The sequence below is a fragment of the Streptomyces sp. NPDC039423 genome (genome assembly GCF_055598725.1).
The window spans coordinates 525117-543812 of record NZ_JBVKAH010000003.1; the positions used below are offsets into that span (position 1 = coordinate 525117).

An 18696-nucleotide genomic window follows, 5' to 3' on the forward strand; every position below is an offset into this window, starting at 1 on the left:
AGAGGTCGCGGACGGACAGGACCGTGTTCACAGCATCAGCTCCGATCGGCGGCGGGGGTCGAGCCGTTCCCGCCAGGCGCCCGCGAGGCCCGCGACGGCGAGCGTGGGGACGATCAGGAACAGCCCGGGGAAGAGGGTGGGCCACCAGTCGCCGGCGAGGAGCGAGCCGCGGGCGGTCTGCACCAGGGTGCCGAGGCTGGCCTGGTGGGCGGGCAGGCCCAGGCCCAGGAAGGAGAGGGCCGACTCGTGCCACATGGCGTGCGGCACCATCAGCACCGCCGCCAGCCCGGCTCGCGGGAGCACCGCCGGGAGCAGGTGGCGGACCGTCACCCGCCACCGGGTCGCCCCGCCGGAGACCGCGGCGTCGATGTACGGGCGGGAGCGCAGCGACAGCACCTCGGAGCGGACGATCCGGGCGGTGGACAGCCAGTGGGTGAGGGCGACGGACACGATGACCGGCCAGACGCCGGGGCGGAACATCGCCACGACGAAGATGCCGAGCAGCAGGTGCGGCACGGACGCGAAGGTGTCGACCAGCCGCATCAGCAGCCGGTCGGTCCAGCCGCCGAAGGCGGCGGCGGTCGCGCCCACCGCGGTGCCGATGACGGTGGCGACGAACGCCGCGACCAGGCCGACGAGGAGCGAGACGCGCAGGCCGTACACGCAGCGCAGCAGCAGGTCGCGGCCGACGTCGTCGGTGCCGAAGGGGTGTGCCCAGGAGGGCGGCCGGAGTTTCAGGGACAGGTCGACGGCCTGCTGGTCGAGCTGGACCAGCGGGGGTACGAGCAGCACGGCGAGGGTGACCGCCGCGACGACGGCGGCGGAGGCGGAGATCCGGATCGTGCGCGTGGAGCGGCGGGTGCGCCCGTGGGAGCGCCAGGCCGGGTCAGCCATCGAAACCCACTCTCGGGTCGGCGAGTCCGTAGAGCAGGTCGGACAGCAGGTTGCCGAGCAGGACGGCCGCCGTGGCGAGCACGGTGAGCGCGGCCAGCAGCGGGAAGTCGACGGAGGTCGCCGCCTGGACGGTGGCGGCCGCGATGCCGGGCCAGCTGAAGACCGTTTCGACGAGCAGGGCGCCGGTGATGAGTTCGGGGACGCGCGAGCCGATGAGGGTGAGCATCGGCAGCATGCCGGAGCGGAGCGCGTGTCCGAGGAGCACGGTGCGTTCGGCGAGGCCGCGCGCGCGGGCACCCCGCACCGGGTCCTCTTCGAGGGCGTCGCCGACGCCCTGGCGGACGTACAGGAAGAACCAGGGCAGTTGTGAGACGCCGAGGACGAGGGCGGGCAGCACCAGGTGCGAGGCGACCTGCCCGGGGGTGACGGTCTCGCTGGCGGTGTCGGTGAGCCCGCCGGCCGGCAGGACGCCCAGTTCCAGGGCGAAGAACCAGATGGCGAGCAGCCCGAGCCAGAAGGCGGGGGCGGCTTCCAGGGTGTACGCGGCCGAGCTGACGCACCGGTCGAGCCAGCCGCCCTGCCGCCGTGCCGCCAGGACGCCCAGCGCCGTGCCGAGCAGGACGGCGACGGCGAAGGCGGTGGCGGCGAGCAGGGCCGACCAGCCGATGCGTTCGCCGATGACGTCGGCGACGGGCTGGCGCATCACGCCGGAGTCGCCGAGGTCGCCGGTGAGGGCGGAGGTCAGCCAGTTCCACCAGCGCGGGACGAGCGGCTGGTCGACGCCGAGGTTGGCGCGCAGCTGGTCGAGGTTCTCCTGCGAGGCGGTGAGCCCGGCGGTGCCGGCGTAGGCCTTGACGGGGTCGAACGGGGAGGCGGCGGCGACGGCGAAGACGGCGAACGTCACCACCAGGAGGACGGGGACGGCGAACAGGGCCCGCCGTCCCGCCATCCTGGCCATCGCCGCCCAGGGGAGGCGGCGGGTCACTTCTCCCCGCCCTCGGGGATCCAGTCCTCGACGTTCCACCAGGGGCCGGAGGCCAGGCCGTGGTCGTGCGGTTCGACCTGGGTGGACAGGCCCTTCCAGGAGTCGTTCACCACGTAGAGGTGGTCGATGTGGGTGAGGAAGGTGTAGCCGGGGTCCTTCACCAGTTCGCGCTGGATGGTGTCGTACGCGGCCTTGCGGGCGGCCTTGTCGTCGGTCTTGCGGCCGTCGTCGAGGGCCTTGTCGACGGCGGGGTTGTCGTACCGGGCCATGTTGTTGAAGCCGTCGCCGCCGAGGGAGGACCTGAGCAGCGAGTACTGGTCGAAGTCCGGGTCGCCGGGCGAGCCGCCGCCCGCGAGGACCGCGTCGTGCTTCATGCGCGGCTCGATGACCTCCCAGGTACCGGCCTGGGTCCGGATGTCGATACCGGCCTTCTTGGCGTCGGAGGCGTAGGCGAGGGCGTGGTCCTGGCGGAGCTTGTCGCCGGAGAGGTACCAGAGGGGGAAGGCGGCGCGGACGCCGTCCTTGACGCGGATGCCGTCGGGGCCGGGCTTCCAGCCGGCGGCGTCGAGGATCCTCTTGGCCCCGGCGAGGTCGTGGCGGCGCTCGGTGCCCTTGGTGAACCACTCGCTGTCGGTCGGGACCGGGCCGTAGGCGGGCTTTCCGGCGCCTTCGAGGATGGTGTCGACCATGGCCCGGCGGTCGACGGCGATGTCGAGGGCGCGGCGGATCGCGGTGTCGCCGGTGACCTCGTTGTGGGTGGGCAGGGTCACCAGGCGGTAGTCGTAGGTGGTGGCCTCGTACGTCTTCTTCGTGTCGTCGTTCGTGAAGCCCTTGGCGAGGTTGGGGGGCAGGATCGCGCCGTCGAGGTCGCCGGAGCGGAGGCGGGTGGCGCGGACGTCGTCGTCCTTGATGATCGCCATGGTGAACTTCTTCACCTTGGGCGCGCCGCCCCAGTAGTTCGGGTTGGCCTTGAAGCTGATCTTCTCGCCCTTGGACCAGTCGGTGAGGACGTACGGTCCGGTGCCGACGGGCCTGGTGGTGAAGGGACCGCTGTTGACGTCCTGCCCGGCAGCGATGTGCTCGGGTGCGATGCCGAGGACGGTGCGCTCGGCGAAGGGCGCGTAGGGGTACGCGAGGGTGAAGACGACGGTGTCGTCCCCGACCGCCTTGACGTCCTTCAGGGCGTCCAGTTCGGTCTTGGAGGCGTTGTTGGTCTTCGGGCTGAGCACCGTCTTGTAGGTGAAGACGACGTCCTTGGCCGTGAAGGGGGTGCCGTCGCTGAACTTCACGCCCTTGCGGAGCTTGTACGTGTACGTCAGGCCGTCCGCGCTCACCTCGGGCAGCGCGACCGCGAGGGCCGGTGTGAGCCTCATGTCGCCGTCGAAGGCGAGCAGACCGTCGAAGATCTTGGAGTTGCCGTCCTTGCCGTAGCCGAGGAGGGGGCTGAGCGACTCGGGCTCGTAGGCGATGCCGACGACCGCGCTGTCCCCGGCACGGTGGCCGGTGCCACCGGTGCCCGGGTTCGAGCAGGCCGCCGCGGTGAGGGCCAGGGCCCCGGCCAGCGCCGCGGCGGCCGTGCCGCGTATGGATCGGGTGGTCATGGTTCCACACCCCTCGTCGAGCAGCCGGGAAACAGCTACTGAAGATCAACCGTTGTTGCGAACGATTCGCAATTAAACAGCATGTAGAGGGGTGGGTGCCTACCGCGGTCCTTACCCGGTCACGCCGGGGCGGGGAGGTCGACCAGATCGGCGAGGGACTGCTTGTGGTGTCCCGCCGACCCCAGGGCGCTCTGGGAGGACTTGGCCCGCTTCAGATAGAGGTGGGCAGGGTGCTCCCAGGTCATCCCGATGCCGCCGTGAAGCTGGACGCACTCCTCGGCGGCGTGCACCGCGACCCGCGAGCAGTGCACCTGGGCGACGGCCACCGCGAGCGGCGCCTCCGGGCTGCCGGTGGCCAGCGCGTCGGCGGCGTTGCGGGCGGCGGCACGGGCGCCCGCCACCTCCAGCCAGAGCTGCGCCATCCGGTGCTTGAGCGCCTGGAAGGAGCCGACCGGCCGGTTGAACTGGTGGCGCTCGCGGGTGTGCCGGACGGTCTCCTCCAGACACCACTCGGCCACCCCGAGCTGCTCGGAGGCGAGCAGCCCGGCGCCGGCGAGCAGGCCGCGGCGCACCGCCTCGCGGGCGGTGGCGGCGTCCGCGAGGCGGGTGCCGCCGGTGGTGGCGGCCACGTCGGCGAGCGGGCGGGTCAGGTCCAGTGGGGTCCGGGGGGTGATCGTGGCGTCCCCGGCGCCGACCGCGTACAGCCCGTCGGGCCGCACCACCAGCAGGACGTCGGCGCGGATGGCGTCGGCGACGCCGGTGACCGTCCCGGTGCTCGCGGGCTCGTGGCCGGGCCCGGCCGACAGCGGGACGGCGAGCACGGCGACCGTGCGGCCGGTGGCGAGTTCTCCGGCGAGGTCGCCGGCCCCGGCCGCCAGGAGCGTCTCGGTCGCGACGACGGCGCTGGTGAGGTACGGGACCGGCGTCACCGCGCGGCCCAGCTCCTCCAGCACGACGGCGGCCTCACGGTGGGACGCGCCCTGCCCGCCGAGCTTCTCGGGGACCAGGAGCCCGGCCGCGCCCATGTCGGCGGCGAGGGCCTTCCAGAGGGCCGGGTCGTGCAAGCCAGCGTCCTCGACGCGGCCGGTCAGGTCCGCGGGGGCGGCCCGGCCGGCGAGCAGGGAGCGCACGGCGGCGCGCAGGTCGTCCTCGGCCTCCGAGTAGAGCAGGTCCGTCATCGCGCCAGGTCCTTCCATGCGACGTCCTTGTCGTTGCGCGGCTCGGCGGGCAGCCCGAGGACGCGTTCCGCGACGATGTTCAGCAGCACTTCGCTCGTCCCGCCCTCGATGGAGTTGCCCTTGGAGCGGAGGTAGCGGTAGCCGGCGTCGCGGCCGGTGAAGTCGACGAGTTCGGGGCGGCGCATCGTCCAGTCCCCGTACAGCAGGCCCTCGTCGCCGAGGAGTTCCACTTCCAGGCCGCTGATCTGCTGGTTGAGGCGGGCGAAGGCGAGCTTCATGCCGCTGCCCTCGGGGCCGGGCTGGCCCGCCACGAGCTGCTGGCGCAGCCGCTCCCCGGTCAGCCGCGCGACCTCGGCGTCCACCCACAGGTCGAGCAGCCGCTGGTGGAGGTCGTGGCTGCGCAGTTCCGGGCGCTCGCGCCAGGTCCGGGCGACGGGGCCGATCATGCCGCCCTCGCGCGGGATCCGGGCGCCGCCGATGGCGACGCGCTCGTTGTTCAGCGTGGTCTGCGCGACCTTCCAGCCGTCGCCGACCTCGCCGAGGCGGTGCGTGTCGGGGATGCGCACGTCGGTGAGGAAGACCTCGTTGAACTCCGCCTCGCCGGTGATCTGGCGCAGCGGCCGCACCTCGACGCCGGGGTCGGTCATGTCGCACAGGAAGTAGGTGATGCCCCGGTGCTTGGGCAGGTCGGGATCGGTGCGGGCGATCAGGATGGCCCAGCGGGCGACGTGGGCGCTGGACGTCCAGACCTTCTGGCCGTTGACGACCCAGGTGTCCCCGTCGCGGACGGCGCGGGTGCCGAGCGCGGCGAGGTCGGAGCCGGCGCCGGGCTCGCTGAAGAGCTGGCACCACACCTCCTCGCCCACCCACAGGGGCCGCAGGAAGCGCCGCTTCTGCTCCTCGGTGCCGTACGCGAGGATGGTGGGGGCCGCCATGCCGAGGCCGATGCCGATGCGGCGCGGGTCGTTGTCGGGGGCGCCGGCGGCTTCGAGTTCCGCGTCGACGACGCTCTGGAGGGAGCGGGGCGCGCCGAGCCCGCCGAGTCCGGCGGGGTAGTGCACCCAGGCGAGGCCGGCGTCGAAACGGGCCCGGAGGAACTCGGTGCGGCCGGTGGTGGCGGGCGGGTGCGCGGCCACCAACTCCTGGACTCGGCGGCGCAGTTCGGCGGTGTCGGTCATCGTGCGGCTCCTTCCCGGACGGGCGGGAGGACGACCAGCCGGCCCGTGGTGGTGCCGTCGGCGACGCGCTGCACCGCGGCGGCCGCGTCGGCGAAGGCGACCCGGTCGCTGATCAACGGCTTGATCAGGCCCTTGGCGGCGTACGCGGTGAGTGTCTCGTGGCAGCGGCGGATCGCCCCGGGATCCTTCTGGTTGTACAGGCCCCAGTGCAGGCCCATGATCGTGTAGTTCTTCACCAGGGCGTGGTTGAGGGCGGGGGCGGGGATGTCGCCGCTGGCGAAGCCGACGACCACGATCCGGCCCTCGAAGGCCACGCACTTGGCGGACTTGGCATAGGCGTCGCCGCCCACCGGGTCGTAGACCACGTCCGCGCCCCGGCCCCCGGTGGCCTCCTTGACGGCCGCCACGATGTCGTCCGTACGCCTGTCGACGACCACGTCGCAGCCGAGCTCACGGGCGACGGCGGCCTTGTCCGGGCCGCCCACGACGCCGATGACCCGCGCCCCGGCCGCCTTGCCGAGCTGGACGGCCGCGCTGCCGACCCCGCCGGCGGCGGCGTGCACCAGCAGCGTCTCACCCTCCTCCAGGCCCGCGCGGCGGTGCAGCCCGAACCAGCCGGTCTGGTAGCCGATGTGCAGGGCGGCGGCCTCCGCGTCGTCGAGCGCGTCGGGCGCGGGCAGGACCGCCGCCTCGTCGGCGACGACGTACTCGGCGAGTCCGCCGTGCGGCAGGGCGGGCGTGGCGATCACGCGCCGGCCGTCCTCGGTCTCGCCGCAGATCTCCACGCCCGGGGTGAACGGCAGCGGCGGCCGCACCTGGTACTGGCCGCGGCACAGCAGGGCGTCGGGGAAGTTGATGTTCGCGGCCAGGACCTTCAGCAGGAGCTGCCCGTCGCCGGGCACGGGCCGGTCCACCTCTTCGCACCGCATCACCTCGCCCGGCTCGCCGTTCCGGTGTACTCGCCATGCCTGCATCGGGGGCCTCCACAAGAGTCGGGCAGTACCGCGCTGGGTCGCACTGGACCGCATACTAAGCGGTCGCTTGCCTGGTTGGGAACACCTCGCCGCCCGCCCGGCGGTGCCGTCACCGGTTGAACAGGGTCCCGGCCGGATCCGTATGGATCGGCGGCCCTCACTCCCCCGTGCGGGCCTTCCTCGGGCAGGGAGGGCAGATCCATGGCCGGCGACATCACCACGCTTTTCCGTGCGTCCACCGCGCACAGCCCCTCGATCGCCATGCTGGACCGGGCGGGAGGCGGAGGCGGAGGCGGAGGCGGGGGCGGGGCGCCCGGCCGGATCACCGACTTCTGCATCCCCTGCAACCCCTACTTCCCCACCCCCGCGATGTTCGAGCGGCTGGGCGGACGCCTCAGAGAGATCCTCACGTACTACCCGAGCAGCGCGGACACCATCACCGCCGAGCTGTGCCAGACGCTGGGACTCAACCCGCAGACCGTCGCCATGGGCAACGGCTCCACCGAGCTGATCACCTGGATCGACCACCTGCTGGTGCGGGAATCCCTCGCCGTGCCGGTGCCCACCTTCGGGCGGTGGACCGACCAGCCGATGGAGACGGGCAAGCGCGTCGACATGATGCTGCTGCCCGAGGCGCACGGCTTCCGGCTCGATCCCGACGCCTTCGTACGCTTCATCCGCACCCGGGGGTCCCGTACGGCCGTCATCTGCAACCCCAACAACCCGGACGGCGGGCTGCTGGCCAAGGACCAGGTGCTGGCGCTGTGCGACGCCCTCCAGGACCTGGACCTGGTGGTGGTGGACGAGTCGTTCCTGGAGTTCTCCGACGCGGCCGCCGCGACGAGCATCGCCGACGAGGCGGTGCTGCGGCCCAATGTGATCGTGCTGCGCAGCCTGGGCAAGAACTTCGGCCTGCACGGCGTGCGGTTCGGCTACCTCGTCGCCAACCCGGCGATCGCCGGGCTGATCCGCTCGATGCTGCCGAAGTGGAACCTCAACTCCTTCGCCGAGGCGGTGGTGTTCATGCTCCGGGAGCACGGCCGGGAGTACGAGGAGAGTCTGCGCCGCTCCCGGCAGGACCGGCAGGAGATGACCGTCCGGCTCTCGGGCCTGCCGGGCCTGACCGTCTACCCCTCGCAGGGCAACTTCGTCTACGTACGACTGCCGGTGGGCGTGGACGGCGCGGCACTGCGGGACCGGCTGCTGACCGAGCACTCCGTACTGGTGCGGGAGTGCGGCAACAAGCTGGGCAGTTCCAGCCGGTTCCTGCGGCTGGTCGTCCGCCCGCCGGAGGAGGTGGGGCGGCTGGTGTCCGCGCTGGAGCGAGTGCTGTACGGGGGCCCGGTGCGGCCGGCTCCCCTGCCGGCGCCGTCCCTCGCCGCGCCGCCCCTCCCGGCACCGGCGGTGGCGGGCACGCCGGTCGGGGGCACCCCGCTCGCGGTGGCGGGCGTGCCGCACGGCCTCCAGCTCGTGCCCGCGTCGGCACCGGTCCTGGTGCCGCCGCCGTCGCGGCCCGCCGCCGCGCCACCCGCCGCCGCGACCGTCCCCGCCGCCCCGGCCGCGCCCGCGGCGCCGGCGGTCGGCCCCATGGCGATGGCCCGGGGGTACACCTCCTCCGGCACCGCGGCCGTGGACCGGCTCGTCAGCGGCTGAACAGCTCGAACGCCACGGCCGGACGCCCGCCGAAGCGTTCCGCCACGGTCCGGGCGTTGGCGGTGAGGAAGGACCGGCAGTACTCCTCCGGGTCCTGGTCGGTCAGCCCCTCGATGTAGGCGCGGTGCTCCAGCAACGACCTGACGGCGCGCTCCATCCCGGGCGTCGCGTCGACGGCGTGGGTCGGCGTGGACGAGCCCGCGACGGCCACCCAGCGCACACCGTTCCAGGGTTCGAGCCCCCGCTCGGTCAGCTCGGGGAAGATCCAGCGGTTGCCCGCGTCACCGGCCGCGTCGAGGGTGGCCCGGCCGACCGCGACATGGTCCGGGGTGTTCCAGGCCACCCCGCCCCAGGTGTCACGGTGGTTGAGCGTGATGACGAGCTCGGGGCGGTGGCGCCGGATCGCCGCCGCGATGTCCCGGCGCAGCCCCAGGCCGTACTCGATGACACCGTCCCGGTGGTCCAGGAACTCCACCTCGGAGACGCCCACGACCGCCGCGCTCGCCCGCTGCTCCCGCTCCCGCAACGGCCCGCAGGTCGCGGGGTCGAGGGTGTCGATGCCCGCCTCGCCGCGGGTCGCGAGGACGTAGGCGACCTCCCGGCCGCCGTCCGTCCAGGCGGCGACGGCCGCGGAGCACCCGTACTCCAGGTCGTCGGGGTGGGCGACCACGGCGAGGGCGCGCCGCCAGTCCTCGGGCATCGGCTTGAGCTGGTCGTTCACATGATCGGTCATGGCCGCCAGCCTACGGGCGTGCTCGTCCCCGGGGCGGGACGTCCCGCCGACCGGTCGCGGACACCGCAACCGGACGGCGGGCGGCGCCGGTTCAGGGGGCGATCGGGAGCTGCCGCTTGTGCTCGGTGAGCCGGTAGCGGTTCACGATGGCCTCGTGGGCGGCCCCGTCGACCGGCCTGCCCTCCAGGAAGTCGTCGATGTCGTCGTACGTCACGCCGAGCGCCTCCTCGTCGAGCCTGCCCGGGTTCAGGGACTCCAGGTCGGCCGTCGGGGGCTTGCGCACCAGTTCGGACGGCGCCCCCAGGGCCTCGGCGACGGCCCGTACCCGGCGCTTGGTGAGCCCGGTGAGCGGCACCAGGTCGGCCGCGCCGTCCCCGAACTTGGTGAAGAAGCCGGAGACCGCCTCGGCGGCGTGGTCCGTGCCGACGACCAGACCCTCGTGCGCGCCCGCCACCGCGTACTGGGCGATCATGCGCTGCCGGGCCTTGATGTTGCCGTGCACGAAGTCCTGGTGGTGCGCGTCCCGGAAGACCGCGTCACCGGCCAGTACGGCCTCCAGGGCGGCGTCGCTGGCGGGCTTGACGTCGACGGTCAGGACCCGGTCGGGGCGGATGAACTCCAGCGCCCGCTGCGCGTCCTTCTCGTCGGCCTGGACGCCGTACGGCAGCCGCATCGCGTAGAAGGTCGCCTCCCGCCCGGTGGCGCGCACCCGCTCGACGGCGAGCTGGCAGAGCCGGCCGGTGGTCGTGGAGTCCACGCCGCCGCTGATGCCCAGCACCAGCGACCGCAGGCCCGTGGAGAGGAGCCGGTCGGCGAGGAAGGCCACCCGGCGCTCGATCTCCTGCTGTGCGTCGAAGGACTCGCTCACCCCGAGATCGCGGGCGATCTCGCGCTGGGTCGGTATGGGCGCCAGGTCGGTCACGGCTGCTGCTCCTCGGTCGGGCCCGTGGGCACGGCGGGCGCGCGCGACCGGGCCGGGGCCGCGGACGCGCGCAGGGGACACGAGCACTCTAAAGGGGGAGGGCGGCGACGTGCGCCGACGGCCCGGCGACGGCCCCGCCCCGCGCCCCGCGCGCACGGCGGGGCGTGCGGACGGGGAGCCGTGCGGGCGGGGGGGGCCGGTGGTGCGGACGGCCGGGGGCCGGCCGGGGGCGGTCAGGACGCTCGGAGCCGGTCGCGGATCCAGACACCGGCCGGCTTCAGGGCGGCGGTTCCGGCCCAGGGGCCGTTGCGGGCGCCGGTGCCGGGCTGGAAGACCGCGCCGGAGCGGTGGTCGTCGGAGAAGTTCCAGTTGACCCAGCCGATCCCCTTCCGGGCCATGAGGTCGAGGTAGCGCTGCGCCATGGCGAAGTCGTCGGCACCTTCGCCCGCGTGGTCCTGGGTGCCGAACTCGGTGACGAAGACGGGCAGCTCGTCCGCCGCCCTGGAGAGGGTCCGGAGGTACTCCTCGCCGTGGGAGGCGGCGTAGAAGTGGAAGGTGTACATGATGTTCGAGGCCCGGACCGGGTCGCGGACCACCTCGTTCTCGTCGGAGCCCTCGGAGACGCCGAACGACGACCACGCGCGCGTGCCGACGAGGACGGGGCTGTGCGGGTCGAAGGCCCGGATGGCGGGGACGAGTTCCTCGGCGTAGCTCCTGATGCGGGACCAGCCGACGCCGCTGGGCTCGTTGGCGATCTCGTAGAGCAGGTTCTCCTTGCCGGCGTGGCGCCGGGCGATCTCGGTGAAGAAGGCCGTGGCGTCGCGCAGGTTGTGGTGGGGGTCGCCGGGGTCCAGGACGTGCCAGTCGACGATGGCGTACATCCCGCGCGCGGAGGCCTCTTCGATGAGGGAGTGCACCAGGTCGGTGAAGCCGCGCGGGTCGGTCTCGTAGCCGTCCTCCTGGACGTACAGGGAGAGGCGCAGGACGTCCGCGTTCCAGTCGGTGGCCAGGGCGTCCAGGGACTCGCGGGTGAGGCAGTGGCGGTACCACTGAAGACCGTGGGTGGACATGCCGCGCAGTTGGACGGGCCTGCCGTGGCGGTCGCAGAGCCTGGTTCCGCGAACCTGAAGCCTGCCGTGGACGGCGACCGGGGTCGCGGCGGTGGGGGCGGGTGAGCTGTTCACCGTTCCATGATCCGCCCCGCCTGCCGGGCGCGGTGGCGGCGGGCGGGTCCTCCGGGCCGGCATCCGGACGCCCGTGCGGCGGCCGGGCGGCGGAACGGCATACTGCGACCGGGCGCGATCACTTCCGACTTGCTAGGAGCAGCCATGGTTGACCGGATCGCCGCCGAGAAGACGACCTTCCGGCCGGTCTTCGAGGTGGGATCGTCCTTCATGGAGCAGGCGCGGGGCATCGAGGCCCGGTTCCAGCACGCGATCGCCCCCGCGACGGTGGACTTCGACTTCGGCGAGATCAGCCGGGCGGCGCACGGCATCCCCGACGGCTCGACCGTGAGGATCGTCCGCGGCTGGGGCCTCCAGGAGACCGCGCCCGTGAGCGTGATGGTCCTCTCCCTGCGGGAGGCGGTACGCCAGGCCCTGCCGCGGCCGTTCGCCAACCCCGCCTTCTGGGACCGGACCGAACGGGCCCTCACCGACGCCTTCGTGGGGCTGTACGGGCAGACGGGCACCCATCTGTCGTTCTACCGGGAGGAGCCGGACGCGACCGGCTACTACTACAACCTGCTGTTCGCCCTCCAGGACGAGGAGACCGAGGGCTCCGTGTACGCCGTCGCCCTCTGTGCCGACGTGACGGTCGCCCTCGGCCCGGACGACGTCCGGACCCTGACGGTCGAGGACACCGCCCCGTACACGATCCGGGTCAACGCCATCACCGTACGGCGGACCCCGCCCCTGGCGGACTGACCGCCCCCCGGCCGCCGGCGGGCCGTCGTGGCTACGCGCTCGGCGCGGGGCACGGCGTCCCGCCTCACCGCTCCCGGGCGCCGTCCATGGCCGCCGCCCGCAGCGCGGCGGCCTCGTCCCGTGCGCGGGCGGCGCCCTCCGGGTCACCGGCCAGGGCGTGCGTCCGGGCCAGGGTGTCGAGGCCGACGGCCAGCCAGGTGCGGGACCCGATCCGCCGCCACAGCGTCACGGCCGCCTCCGCGCGGCGGCGGGCCCGCTCCGGGCGGCCGGCGGCGAGCTGCGCCTCCGCGAGCGCGTACAGCGTCGCCGCCTCGCCCCACACGTTGCCGAACTCCCGGTAGGTCCACAGGGTCCGGGCCAGCAGCCGGCGCCCTTCCCGGTGGGCGCCCCGGCGCACCAGGACGTCCCCGAGCCAGCAGGTGGCGTGGGTGGCGCCGAGCCGGTCGCCGAGGCCCTCGCTGATCGAGGCGGCCCGCCGGAAGCAGTCGGCCGCCTCCTGGAGGGCGCCGAGCGCGCGGTGGCTCTGTCCCAGACAGCGCAGGGCCTGGGCCTCGCCCGGCCGGTAGCCGGCCTCCCGGCTCGCCCGCAGGCACTGCGTGAACCGCTCCATCGCCTCCCGCACACGCCCCTGTTCGAGGTCGATGACGCCGATGCCGTTGGTGGCGTAGACGAGGCAGTTGACGTTCCCCGCCGTGCGCGCCAGCTCCGCCGCCCGGTCGAAGTACCGCACGGCCGAGGCGTACTGGCCGAGCAGCCGGTGGACGTACGCCAGCCCGGCGGTGGCGCCGGCCCGGTGGGCGGGGCCCTCTCCGTCGGCGAGCCGCAGGGCCTGCTCGAAGTGGTCCAGCGCCTCCGGGTAGCGGTCGAGGACGGTGGTGAGTTCGCCGAGGCAGCGGTGGAGCTGGGTGGCGCTGCGCCGGTCGCCGGCGCTCAGCGCCGCCTTGAGGGCGCGGCTCTGGAGCCGTTCCCAGTCGTCGAAGTGGCTGCCGACCTGGAAGAGCGTGGTGAGCGTGGTGGCCAGGGCGGCGGCCGGGGCGATCCCGTCGCCGTCGAGCGCCCGGTCCGCCACGTCGATGAGGAACTGGCGCTCGTCGGTGAACCACGCCAGCGGGTCGGCGAGGAGCTGGTCGACGTCCTCAGGGGACAACCGCCAGGACGCCAGGTCCCGGTGCGAGATGCCCTGGAAGTCGACGCTCAGGGTGTCCGCCGCCAGGTCGGCCAGGTGCAGGCTCGCGTCCAGCAGCCTGCCGAACGCGGCCGTGCGGTCCGTCGGCGGGTCCTCGCGTTCCGCCCGCTCCCGGCCCAGCAGCCGGACCAGGTCGTGCAGCCGGTAGCGCGTCCCGGCGCCGCCGGCCGGGCCGGCCTCCATGAGGTGGACCTCCACCAGGTCGTCCAGCACGGCCTCCGCGCGGCGCAGGTCGAGGTCCAGCAGGGCGGCCAGGGCCCAGGCGGCGAAGTCGGGTCCGGGCAGCAGGGCGAGCATCCGCAGGGCGTGCCGGTTCGTCCGGTCCATGCCCCGGTAGGTGAGTTCGAGACTGGCCCGTACGGCGATGTGACCCACCGCCAGTTCGTCGAGCTTGCGCTGCTCGTCGGCCAGCGCCCGGGCGACCTTCGCCAGCGGCCAGTGCGGCCGGGCGGCCAGGCGGGCCCCGGCGACCCAGACCGCGAGGGGGAGGCCGTCGCAGGTCTCCACGATGGACCGCGCCGACTCCGCCTCGGCCGCCGTCCGGTCGGCGCCCAGCATCTCGCGCAGCAGGGTCAGGCCGGTGGCGGGATCGAGCACGCCGAGGGGCAGCCGGTGCCCGCCGAGGCCGGCGAGCGTGGTGCGGCTGGTGACGACGGCGCCGCAGGCGTCGCCGCTGGGGAGGAGGTCGTCGACGTGCAGGGCGTCGGCGGCGTTGTCCAGGACCACCAGGATCTTCCGCTGGGCCAGCAGGCTGCGGTAGAGGTGGAGCCGCCCGGTCGCCTCCGTGGGCACCGCCCCGCCCCGGACGCCGAGGGCCCTCAGGAAGGTGCCCAGCACCGTGAACGGCTCGGCCGGTCCGTCGCCGAAGCCCCGCAGGTCCGCGTAGAGCTGGCCGTCGGGGTAGCGGGGCGCCAGCAGATGGCCGGTACGCACCGCGAAGGCGGTCTTGCCGACCCCGGCCGGCCCGGTGACCAGCAGCGTCACCGGACCGGAGCCGCCTCGCCCCAGCAGCCGGCGGGCGCGGGCGATCTCCTCCTCCCGCCCCACGAAGACGGGCGGCGCGGGTGGCAGGAGCCGTGGCAGGGGCTGCCGCGCACTCGCCCCCGGCCGGTCCTCCGGCGCCTCCCCGGTGCCGCCGTCCACCGGCCGCGGCGCGGGTGGGGCGGCGGCGGGGGCGGGGGTGGGCGCGTCCGGTGGACGGCCGGAGGCCGGGGTCGGGTCCAGGTCCGTGCCGGGGCCCGGGCCGGTGTCCTGGCCGGGGCCCGGGATGGGCGCCGGGGCGGCGGTGAGGGTGGGGTCGGCGGTGAGGATCCGCCGGTGCAGCCGTCGCAGCGGCGCTCCCGGGTCCACCCCCAGCTCACCGGCCAGCAGCCGCCGGGTCCGTTCGAAGCACTCCAGGGCCTCCGCCTGGCGACCGCTGCGGAGCAGGGCCACCATGAGCTGCCCGACCACCCGCTCGTCCAGCGGGTGCTCCGCCGCCCGGGCGGCGCACTCGCCCAGCACCCGGGCGTGCTGCCCCAGCCGCAGCCGCACGTCCACCAACTCGATCCGCGCGGCCAGCCGTTCCCGCTCCAGGACCTCCCGCTGGGCGTTGAACCACGGGGTGTCCGCCCCGGTGAAAGGCTCCCCCCGCCACAGCGCCAGTGCCTCCTCCCAGGCGGCCAGCGCGGTCCCGTCCCCGTCCGCCGCCCGGGCCTGCCCCGCGAGGGCGCGGAACCGGTGCAGGTCGACCGTACGGGGGTCCACGGCGAGCCGGTAGCCGCCGCGTTCCCGGCGGAGGACCGCCCCGGTGCCGGCCAGCGCGTGGCGCAGCCGTGAGACGTACCCGTACAGCGCCTCCCGCCCGCGCCGGGGCGTACGGTCGCCCCATACGCGGTCCACCAGTACGTCGGCGGGCACGACCCGGTCGGCATCGGGGAGCAGCGCCCCGAGGACCAGCCGCTGCCGCACGTGCCCCACCTCCACCGGCATGCCGTCGTGCCGGACCTCGACGGCGCCCAGAACCCCGAACCGCACAGCCACCCGACCCGCCTCCGTCACGGTTGTGTCGGACACCGGCCTATCCGCCAACGGCCTCGGGCCCAAGGCTGATTCCGGACTTTCCGCCCGCGGGCCCTCACGCGCCCCGGTCGCGCCCTCGTGACGCGCCGCTGCCGCGCGCCGCCGTCAGTGCCGGTCGCGGGTGCCGGGGAGGTTGACCGTGAGCAGGGCGAACGCCGCCAGCACCACGTACCGCAGCGCCGAGTCGAGGCCGTTCCAGTCGGATGACTGCCACATGGCGAACCACTCGCCCCCGATGCCGAAGAAGCCGGCGCCGAACAGCAGCAGCACCATCACCAGGCCGAGCGTGCTCGCCCGGCGGGCGCGGTCGTGGATGCCCCGCCGCAGGCCGGTGGCCCACAGCCAGGTGGCGAGCACGAGCACGGCGGCGGTCAGGACCTCCCACACGATGATGGCGAGGTACGCGGCGTTCTGGAGGGCCGGGGAGGTGACGGCCCGCCACATGAGCTGCGGGTCCCTGAAGGTGGTGTCCATGGCGAGGACGTGCCGGACGAACTGCTGGTTGGTGCCGTAGTCGGTGATGTTGCCGAAGGCCACCAGGACCATGGACAGCGCGACGGTGGCGGTCAGCACGGCTGCCGCGACGGGCGGGGTGCCCAGCCGGAGGAGCCGGTCGGCCGGGGTGGTGCCGGTGCGTTCGGTGGTGCCTGCCACGTCGAGATCCCCCTCATCGGTCGGCCGGTCGCGGGCAACCCCGCGCCGCTCCTTCCCATCATCCTCCCTGCGACAGGTCAACACGGCAGTGGGGAACGGACGATGGACGAGTCGGCGGCGAAGGCACGGCGGGCGGACAGGGCGACGACGGGGACGAGGACGGGCGCGGACAGCGGCGCGGCGGCGCGGACGGATCCGGGCGGCGCTCCGGGCCGTCGCCGTCTGCTCGGCGCCGGTGCCGCCGCGGTGCTCTCGGGGGCGTTCCTCGCGGGGACGGCCGGCACCCGGGCGTCGGGCGCGGGAGCCGGGACGGCGGGCGCGGGAGCCGGGACGGCGGGCGCGGCCAAGGCGCCGGCCCCGCCCCGGGCGGCGGACTGGACGGCGCTCGCCAAGGGGCTCGACGGGACGCTGGTCCGGCCGGGCGACCGTGATTACGACGTGGCCCGTACGCTCTTCAACCCGCGGTTCGACGGGGTGCGTCCGGCCGGAGTGGCCTACTGCGCGCGCCCCGAGGACGTCCGGAGCTGCCTGGCGTTCGCCCGCCGGCACGGGGTACCGGTCGCGGTGCGCAGCGGTGGGCACTCGTACGCGGGCTGGTCGTCCGGTCCGGGGCTGGTCGTGGACGTCCAGCGGATGGCGTCCGTCTCCCTGACGGGCGGGACCGCGACGATCGGCGCGGGCGCCAAACTCATTGACGTCTACGACCGGTTGACCGCCCGCGGCCGAACCGTGCCGGCCGGGTCCTGCCCGACCGTGGGGGTGGCGGGTCTGGCGCTGGGCGGCGGCATAGGGGTGGTCAGCCGTGCGTACGGCCTGACCAGCGACAGCGTCACCGGTGCCAGGATCGTGACCGCCGACGGCCGGATACGGGACGTGGACGCCCGCCACGACCCGGACCTGTTCTGGGCGCTGCGCGGCGCGGGCAACGCACAGTTCGGTGTGGTCACGGAGCTGCGGATGCGTACACACGCGGCGCCGGAGTGCACCACGTTCTTCCTCTCCTGGCCCTGGTCGCGCGCCGCCGCGGTGGTGCGGGAGTGGCAGCGGTGGGCGCCCACCGCGCCGGACGGCATCTGGGCCAACCTCCACCTCGCCGCCCCGGTGGGCGGGCGGCCGGGCTCGGTACGGGTCGGCGGGCTCGCCCTCACCGGCCGCCGGGACCTGGAGAACCGGCTCGACCGGCTGGCCGGGGCGATCGGCGCGGCGCCCCGGTCGGAGTCGATCCGCACCCGGCCGTTCATGGACGCGATGAAGGTCATGGGCGGGGTGTCCGGCTGGACCGTGCCGCAAGCCCACCAGAAGGGGACCCTGCCGGGGCGCACCGCGCAGGGCCGGGTGGCCCGCGAGTCGTACACCGCGCGCTCCGACTTCTACACGCGCCCCGTCCCCGCCGCCGGGATCAAGGCGCTGATCTCCCGCGTGGAGGGCCTGGCGCGGCTGAGCGGCGGCGGGTCGGGCAGCATCGCGCTGGACGCGATGGGCGGCGCGGTGAACCGGGTACGGGCGGCCGACACCGCGTTCGTCCACCGTGACGCGCTCTTCCTCGCCCAGTACATCGTCTCCTGGCCGGACCGTGCCCCGGCCGCGACGGTGGCCCGCCACCGGGCGTGGCTGGACGGCACGTACGACGTGATGCGGCCGTGGGCGAGCGGGCAGGCGTACCAGAACTACACGGACCCGGCGTTGCGGGACTGGCGCCGCGCCTACTACGGCGGCAACGCCGGCCGGCTGGCGAAGGTGAAGGCGACGTACGACCCTGGGCGCCTGTTCCGGCACCCGCACGGCTTCTGAGCCCCGGCCGCCGGGCCCCGCGGCCGGTCCGGCGGCCGGTCCGCCGCTTCACCGGTTCGTCCCTCCCGGAGGGCGGATGCCGGTGGCGGGTGCCAGGCTCGTGCCGTACGCGACTTCCGTGAGACCCGCGAAACGAGGCATGCGCCGTGATCACCACTGACTTCGCACCCGGCTCCCCCTGCTGGCTCGACCTGGGGGCGCCCGACGTCCCGGCAGCGGCGGATTTCTACGGTTCGGTGTTCGGCTGGGAGTTCCTGCCGTTCAGCGCCGAGGAGGGGGACTACGGCTCCTTCCGGCTGGACGGCAAGACGGTCGCCGGACTCGGGAAGCTCACCGAGGAGGGCGCCCGTTCCGCCTGGATGATCTACTTCAGCACGCCCGACGCGGACGCCACCACCGAGGCCGTGCGACGGTCGGGCGGCACGGTCCGGGTCGCCCCGATGGACGCCGGCGGTGAGGGCCGGATGGCCCAGTACACCGACCCGCAAGGTGGCCAGTTCGCGGTCTGGCAGCCGGGCGGCACCAAGGGCGTGGACGTGGTGGACGGGCCGGGCAGCCTCGGCTGGACGGAGCTGTACACGACCGACGCGGCGGCCGCGAAGGAGTTCTACGGCAGCCTGTTCGGCTGGCAGACCCAGGACATGGACCTGCCGGGCGGCGGCGGGACGTACTCGCTGATCACGCCGTCCGGGCTGCCTCCCGAGCGCATGCACGGCGGTCTGATGCAGCTCCCCGCCGACGCGCTCACCCTGACCGGCGGCCGCCCCTACTGGCACCCGGTCTTCGGCTCCGCCGACTGCGACGCGACGATCGCGAAGGTCAGGGAGAAGGGCGGCACGGTGCAGATGGGCCCCGAGGACGCCGAGGGCGTCGGCCGCCTCGCCGTCTGCGTCGACCCGGCGGGCGCGGACTTCGTGGTCCTGACCCCGTCCATGGGCTGACTCCCCGGACGGGGGGTCCG

The 18696-nt window shown here is 74.3% G+C and carries 15 protein-coding genes; 4 read left to right on the forward strand and 11 right to left on the reverse strand.

Translation table 11 applies throughout. From position 1 onward, the window contains the following. Positions 1-27 precede the first annotated feature (27 nt). The 6 genes from ACZ7LK_RS13125 to ACZ7LK_RS13150 all read right to left on the reverse strand — a co-directional run bounded on the left by ACZ7LK_RS13125 (position 28) and on the right by ACZ7LK_RS13150 (position 6810). Positions 28-894, reverse strand: a complete 867-nt coding sequence (locus tag ACZ7LK_RS13125; protein WP_469463459.1) for an ABC transporter permease — start codon at positions 892-894, stop codon at positions 28-30. After that, the gene (locus ACZ7LK_RS13130) at positions 887-1852 is read right to left on the reverse strand and encodes an ABC transporter permease (RefSeq protein WP_392273261.1); all 966 of its coding nucleotides are present in this window, start codon (positions 1850-1852) and stop codon (positions 887-889) included. Before ACZ7LK_RS13130 ends, ACZ7LK_RS13125 begins: the two co-directional genes overlap by 8 nt. Before the next feature lie 23 nt (positions 1853-1875). Then, positions 1876-3480 carry an ABC transporter substrate-binding protein gene (locus ACZ7LK_RS13135; protein WP_392272798.1) on the reverse strand — a complete coding sequence of 535 codons (1605 nt, stop codon included), beginning with the start codon at positions 3478-3480 and terminating at the stop codon, positions 1876-1878. A 119-nt stretch (positions 3481-3599) separates the two neighbouring features. Continuing rightward, positions 3600-4676 carry an acyl-CoA dehydrogenase family protein gene (locus tag ACZ7LK_RS13140; RefSeq protein ID WP_471140313.1) on the reverse strand — a complete coding sequence of 359 codons (1077 nt, stop codon included), beginning with the start codon at positions 4674-4676 and terminating at the stop codon, positions 3600-3602. Next, entirely contained in the window at positions 4655-5836 is a 1182-nt protein-coding gene (locus tag ACZ7LK_RS13145; RefSeq protein ID WP_392272796.1) for an acyl-CoA dehydrogenase family protein, read from the reverse strand. Before ACZ7LK_RS13145 ends, ACZ7LK_RS13140 begins: the two co-directional genes overlap by 22 nt. After that, on the reverse strand, positions 5833-6810 hold the full coding sequence (locus ACZ7LK_RS13150) for an NADPH:quinone oxidoreductase family protein (RefSeq protein WP_392272795.1): 978 nt from the start codon (positions 6808-6810) through the stop codon (positions 5833-5835). The genes ACZ7LK_RS13145 and ACZ7LK_RS13150 overlap by 4 nt, the downstream gene beginning before the upstream one ends. 201 nt (positions 6811-7011) lie before the next feature. Here ACZ7LK_RS13150 and ACZ7LK_RS13155 point away from each other — a divergent pair, with 201 nt between their 5' ends. Next, positions 7012-8463 (forward strand): pyridoxal phosphate-dependent aminotransferase, encoded by a 1452-nt coding sequence (locus ACZ7LK_RS13155; RefSeq protein ID WP_471140316.1) that lies wholly within the window; start codon positions 7012-7014, stop codon positions 8461-8463. Here ACZ7LK_RS13155 and ACZ7LK_RS13160 read toward each other — a convergent pair. The 3 genes from ACZ7LK_RS13160 to ACZ7LK_RS13170 form a co-directional block, all read right to left on the reverse strand. Continuing rightward, entirely contained in the window at positions 8453-9196 is a 744-nt protein-coding gene (locus ACZ7LK_RS13160; RefSeq protein ID WP_469463453.1) for a PIG-L deacetylase family protein, read from the reverse strand. The two genes, ACZ7LK_RS13155 and ACZ7LK_RS13160, sit on opposite strands and share 11 nt — an antisense overlap. A 91-nt stretch (positions 9197-9287) precedes the next feature. After that, a complete protein-coding gene (gene nadE, locus ACZ7LK_RS13165; protein WP_469463452.1) occupies positions 9288-10118 on the reverse strand; it encodes an ammonia-dependent NAD(+) synthetase in 831 nt (276 codons plus the stop codon). A 233-nt stretch (positions 10119-10351) separates the two neighbouring features. After that, positions 10352-11302, reverse strand: a complete 951-nt coding sequence (locus ACZ7LK_RS13170) for a glycoside hydrolase family 5 protein (RefSeq protein WP_392272791.1) — start codon at positions 11300-11302, stop codon at positions 10352-10354. A 144-nt stretch (positions 11303-11446) separates the two neighbouring features. Here ACZ7LK_RS13170 and ACZ7LK_RS13175 point away from each other — a divergent pair, with 144 nt between their 5' ends. Then, positions 11447-12043 carry a Type-2Aa cytolytic delta-endotoxin gene (locus tag ACZ7LK_RS13175; RefSeq protein ID WP_392272790.1) on the forward strand — a complete coding sequence of 199 codons (597 nt, stop codon included), beginning with the start codon at positions 11447-11449 and terminating at the stop codon, positions 12041-12043. 64 nt (positions 12044-12107) lie between these two features. On the opposite strand, the gene ACZ7LK_RS13180 is transcribed toward ACZ7LK_RS13175, so the two are convergent. Both ACZ7LK_RS13180 and ACZ7LK_RS13185 read right to left on the reverse strand, forming a co-directional pair. Beyond that, positions 12108-15251 carry an AfsR/SARP family transcriptional regulator gene (locus ACZ7LK_RS13180; protein WP_471140319.1) on the reverse strand — a complete coding sequence of 1048 codons (3144 nt, stop codon included), beginning with the start codon at positions 15249-15251 and terminating at the stop codon, positions 12108-12110. A 144-nt stretch (positions 15252-15395) separates the two neighbouring features. Continuing rightward, a complete protein-coding gene (locus ACZ7LK_RS13185) occupies positions 15396-15944 on the reverse strand; it encodes a DUF2165 domain-containing protein (RefSeq protein WP_392272788.1) in 549 nt (182 codons plus the stop codon). Between the two features lie 102 nt (positions 15945-16046). On the opposite strand from ACZ7LK_RS13185, the gene ACZ7LK_RS13190 reads away from it, so the two are divergent. Both ACZ7LK_RS13190 and ACZ7LK_RS13195 read left to right on the forward strand, forming a co-directional pair. Further along, positions 16047-17735, forward strand: a complete 1689-nt coding sequence (locus ACZ7LK_RS13190; protein WP_392272787.1) for an FAD-binding oxidoreductase — start codon at positions 16047-16049, stop codon at positions 17733-17735. Between the two features lie 146 nt (positions 17736-17881). Next, on the forward strand, positions 17882-18676 hold the full coding sequence (locus tag ACZ7LK_RS13195) for a VOC family protein (RefSeq protein WP_392272786.1): 795 nt from the start codon (positions 17882-17884) through the stop codon (positions 18674-18676). Positions 18677-18696 lie beyond the last annotated feature (20 nt).

Excerpts from the sequence above, each read along its gene's own strand:
- ACZ7LK_RS13125 (WP_469463459.1), bottom strand. The coding sequence starts at position 894 with ATGGCTGACCCGGCCTGGCGCTCCCACGGGCGCACCCGCCGCTCCACG.
- ACZ7LK_RS13130 (WP_392273261.1), bottom strand. The coding sequence starts at position 1,852 with ATGGCCAGGATGGCGGGACGGCGGGCCCTGTTCGCCGTCCCCGTCCTC.
- ACZ7LK_RS13135 (WP_392272798.1), bottom strand. The coding sequence starts at position 3,480 with ATGACCACCCGATCCATACGCGGCACGGCCGCCGCGGCGCTGGCCGGG.
- ACZ7LK_RS13140 (WP_471140313.1), bottom strand. The coding sequence starts at position 4,676 with ATGGAAGGACCTGGCGCGATGACGGACCTGCTCTACTCGGAGGCCGAG.
- ACZ7LK_RS13145 (WP_392272796.1), bottom strand. The coding sequence starts at position 5,836 with ATGACCGACACCGCCGAACTGCGCCGCCGAGTCCAGGAGTTGGTGGCC.
- ACZ7LK_RS13150 (WP_392272795.1), bottom strand. The coding sequence starts at position 6,810 with ATGCAGGCATGGCGAGTACACCGGAACGGCGAGCCGGGCGAGGTGATG.
- ACZ7LK_RS13155 (WP_471140316.1), top strand. The coding sequence starts at position 7,012 with ATGGCCGGCGACATCACCACGCTTTTCCGTGCGTCCACCGCGCACAGC.
- ACZ7LK_RS13160 (WP_469463453.1), bottom strand. The coding sequence starts at position 9,196 with ATGACCGATCATGTGAACGACCAGCTCAAGCCGATGCCCGAGGACTGG.
- ACZ7LK_RS13175 (WP_392272790.1), top strand. The coding sequence starts at position 11,447 with ATGGTTGACCGGATCGCCGCCGAGAAGACGACCTTCCGGCCGGTCTTC.
- ACZ7LK_RS13190 (WP_392272787.1), top strand. The coding sequence starts at position 16,047 with ATGGACGAGTCGGCGGCGAAGGCACGGCGGGCGGACAGGGCGACGACG.